Here is a 3,229-nt window from a genome sequence, read left to right on the forward strand (position 1 = left end):
GGCCCGGCAAAGACCGCCCCACCCCCATTCCAGCCCGCTACACTCCCCACACCCAAGCCGTTGACCAGCACGAATGAAGAAGTCCGGCTGGAGTACTAGGCCCGACGCTGTCCGACGACGGGTGAATGTCTACTGCTTCCCCCGGCACAACCGCGACCGTTCCATCGCCTTGTGGTCCACGCAGGAGGAACGGCGGGCCAGGCAACGGTTCTGTAGGCAGGCAACGACCGCTCGCCGCCTGGTGAACGCGGCCTCCGGTGAGCTCGCACCCGAAGCCGCGGACACCGTGGACGTGCCTCCGCCGCGCCATCGGCACAGCTCGATCTGGATGGTGTGACTGGCCGTGGCAGTCACGTGAGCGAGGGCGTCAACGGCCCCTTCGCCCTCGCCGAACGGTTCAAAGCTGTCGCAGACGAACCGACGCGATGAACCCGGCCCATGCGCCTCGCTGTACGGCGAGGTGGCGGCCATGCGGCTGCTTCGAGTCTCGTACGCCCACGGCCGGGTGCAGGTCAGCGACCTCGACGCATTCGGTACCGCTCCCACCGCTGTACGACGACTTGAACCAATGAGCACGTTGGGTATCCATTACAACTCCTCGCAAACTCGGTTCAGGAGCACAGCAGACGACTTGATGTCCAATGCCTGTGCGCGCAAGTACTCGAACGCCAACTTATAGCGCGCCAGTTCCTGCGGCTTCTCCATGAAGAGCCCGCCGCCGATGATGTCCACGTACACGACGTCGAGTTCGGGCGCAGGGCCACCGAGGACGACGAAACTGCCCACCGCTGCGGCGTGGGCACCCGCTTCGAACGGCAGTATCTGAACGGTGACGTGTGGCTGGGTGGTCTGCTTGCAGAGGTGCTTCAACTGCTCACGCATGACGTCGCGGCCACCCACGATGCGTCGGATGACTGCCTCATCAATCACTGCCCAGATGTGCGGCGGTTCGGTCCGAGCGAGGAGTTCCTGCCGCTTCATGCGGATGTCCACCATGTGGTGGATCTCCTGGTCGGTGCACCTCATCTCCGAGGCGCGATGCACAGCCTCTGCATACGCGCGCGTCTGAAGCAGGCCGGGCACGTACATACAGGCGTAGTGGTCTTCGCTGACCACTTCGTCTTCCAGGGTCAGCATGAGGTTCATCGACTCGGGGATGGGGTCCGCGAGCGAGCGCCACCAGCCTTGGATGCGGGCTCCCTTGGCCAACTCGACCAACGACGCACGTTCCCGATCCGAGGCGCCGTATTCACGGCATAGGGCTTCGACTGCTGGCCACTTGACGGCACCCTCCTTCCTCTCGTAGCGGCTCAACGTTGCCTTGGAGATGCCGACCAGAGCTCCGGCCTCTTCCAACGTGAGGCCCTTGCGCTCACGGAGACGACGCAGATCCGCGCCGAGTTGGCGTCTACGGGTGGTTGGTCCGACTGGCATGGCTGTGGTCCTTCGTGTTGATCCCCAAGAGCGTGCATCGTGCGGAGTGCATCGAGCAAGACAGCGCACTGTGGGGGCGCGCGCCCGTCCGTGTGCTCCCACAGGTTCAATGTGAGAGTTCCATTTTGAGAGTTCCACTGTCATCGTTTGAGAGGCATTGGGTACTCATAGTGACCAATCGGTGGCGGAGGAGTGATCGGCTTGGATGAGTGTCGTTTCGGAGTGGACAGAAAGGCATGGGATCTAGCGTTCCTTGCCGAAGCGGAGGAGCTCGCCGGACTGAGGCGGGTACTGCGGTTACACCTGGAGCTCTGGGGGCTGCCCGGAGTCGTCTACGCGGCGCAGATCTGCGTCACCGAGATGGTCGCGAACGTGGTCAGGCACGTAGGCCCCGGGACTCCGTCCAGTCTCGCCGTATCCATGAACGGCGACCGTCTTCGCATCGAGGTAAGCGATCCCGATCTGCGAGCACTTCCTACGCTCATCAGGGCGGCGGGGGAGGGCGAGGCGGGGCGAGGAATAGCTCTTGTGGATGGTGTTGCCGATCGTTGGGGCGTCATCCTACGCGGTGACTCCAAGGTCACGTGGTGCGAGCTGACCACCGGCCTGCGGTCAGCGAACGATCACGTCGATAGTCACCAAGTCGCCAAGGCGGAAGCGGTATTAGCGCTCTGTGGACTTGGCTCCGTCCCGGTGACCTCCCGTCATGAACGACTGGGCCTGGCCTTGGGGAGGGAGATGGCGGTCGACCTGATCACCAACCTCCTCCACTGGCTCCGAGCCCACGGTTGCGATCCGGACGAGGCCCTCGATTGCGCGCAAGCGCATTTCGAGGCCGAGGCGGCTGATCCGGCGTGAAGCAACCTTCGCCCGAAGAACTTGTCAAAATCGCCGAAGTGTTGGATGACCTTGAAGCAGACTGTGATGGACAGAGTCGTACAACCTGTGGTGCGTCGTGTGTGCTGCTCAGCACTGTGGCTTCCTGCCGGGAGGAGGGCGGCCGGCCCACCGGCTTCGACCTGGCGCGTTACGCGCGCAGGAATGAAGTCGAACGGCTGATCAACAAGTTGAAGCTCAATCGGGCTGTGGCCACGCGATTCGATAAGAGAACCTACGTGGTTCACAGGACAGTCGCCGTCGCTGCGATCCGCCTCTGGCTCCGGTCGTGGTCCCGTCGGATAGAGACTCATGTGCGATCGGGGTGTCCGGCGGGTGCCGGACACCTCGTCCTCTGAAGCCTGGGGAATGCTCCAGGGGCCGAATCCGCGTTGCGTCCGCCGTGGTGGTACAGCCCCTCAGCGGAGATCGTCAGCCTTCACCGAAACCGCGGAACGTGCTTGATTCGTCTGCCGCGTCGGCGTGGTCGGCGAAGTCCATGTTGGCGGAGATCTCGGCATACCACGGGACTGGAACCCGGAACGTCCGGCCGGGCTCGTTGCACAGGTCGACCGCCAGGAGCGGCTGCGATGGGGCAGTCATGGCAGTCGCATCTGCGACGAACAGCTCAACGAGCTGATCGTCTTCCTCGGCTGCCGCGTTCTCATCGATCAGCGCCTGAATGCTCACCTTGGCGTAGCGGGGATCGCTGACGTACGTGGCATTGGGGTACTTGTCTGTGGCGTCGAGGGTCAAGGCCCAGGAACGTCCGCACCCCGGCGCCCAGTTGCGCATCACGGACGCCGACGGGCTGCGGCTGACCGCGTTCGCCACCAACACCACGAGTTCCCCGATCTCCGCCCTCGAGCTACGACACCGTCAGCGGGCCCGGGCCGAGGACCGCATCCGACACGCCCGT

Annotated in this window: 4 protein-coding genes and 2 pseudogenes; 3 read left to right on the forward strand and 3 right to left on the reverse strand. The window is 63.9% G+C overall.

The features are described from left to right. Window positions 1-397: 397 nt before the first annotated feature. Both ACFU8Q_RS40510 and ACFU8Q_RS40515 read right to left on the reverse strand, forming a co-directional pair. Window positions 398-589 carry a DUF397 domain-containing protein gene (locus ACFU8Q_RS40510; RefSeq protein ID WP_384464934.1) on the reverse strand — a complete coding sequence of 64 codons (192 nt, stop codon included), beginning with the start codon at window positions 587-589 and terminating at the stop codon, window positions 398-400. Next, a complete protein-coding gene (locus ACFU8Q_RS40515; RefSeq protein ID WP_384464937.1) occupies window positions 589-1,434 on the reverse strand; it encodes a helix-turn-helix domain-containing protein in 846 nt (281 codons plus the stop codon). Before ACFU8Q_RS40515 ends, ACFU8Q_RS40510 begins: the two co-directional genes overlap by 1 nt. Before the next feature lie 222 nt (window positions 1,435-1,656). Between ACFU8Q_RS40515 and ACFU8Q_RS40520 the strand changes: the two genes are divergently transcribed. Both ACFU8Q_RS40520 and ACFU8Q_RS40525 read left to right on the forward strand, forming a co-directional pair. Further along, window positions 1,657-2,292, forward strand: coding sequence for an ATP-binding protein (locus tag ACFU8Q_RS40520; RefSeq protein WP_384464940.1), 636 nt, complete (start codon window positions 1,657-1,659; stop codon window positions 2,290-2,292). Between the two features lie 137 nt (window positions 2,293-2,429). Next, window positions 2,430-2,597: pseudogene (locus tag ACFU8Q_RS40525) on the forward strand (IS5/IS1182 family transposase); the annotation flags it as partial. A gap of 145 nt (window positions 2,598-2,742) precedes the next feature. Here the strand turns inward: ACFU8Q_RS40525 and ACFU8Q_RS40530 are convergent. Further along, entirely contained in the window at window positions 2,743-3,066 is a 324-nt protein-coding gene (locus ACFU8Q_RS40530; protein WP_384464943.1) for a DUF6924 domain-containing protein, read from the reverse strand. A 4-nt stretch (window positions 3,067-3,070) separates the two neighbouring features. Between ACFU8Q_RS40530 and ACFU8Q_RS40535 the strand changes: the two are divergent. Then, window positions 3,071-3,229: pseudogene (locus ACFU8Q_RS40535) on the forward strand (IS1380 family transposase); the annotation flags it as partial.

This window comes from Streptomyces sp. NPDC057543 (genome assembly GCF_042801895.1).
In the GTDB taxonomy this organism is placed as follows: domain Bacteria; phylum Actinomycetota; class Actinomycetes; order Streptomycetales; family Streptomycetaceae; genus Streptomyces.

Bases quoted from the DNA above. Each gene is read 5' to 3' on its own strand.
- ACFU8Q_RS40510 (WP_384464934.1), bottom strand. From the start codon at position 589: ATGGATACCCAACGTGCTCATTGGTTCAAGTCGTCGTACAGCGGTGGG.
- ACFU8Q_RS40515 (WP_384464937.1), bottom strand. From the start codon at position 1,434: ATGCCAGTCGGACCAACCACCCGTAGACGCCAACTCGGCGCGGATCTG.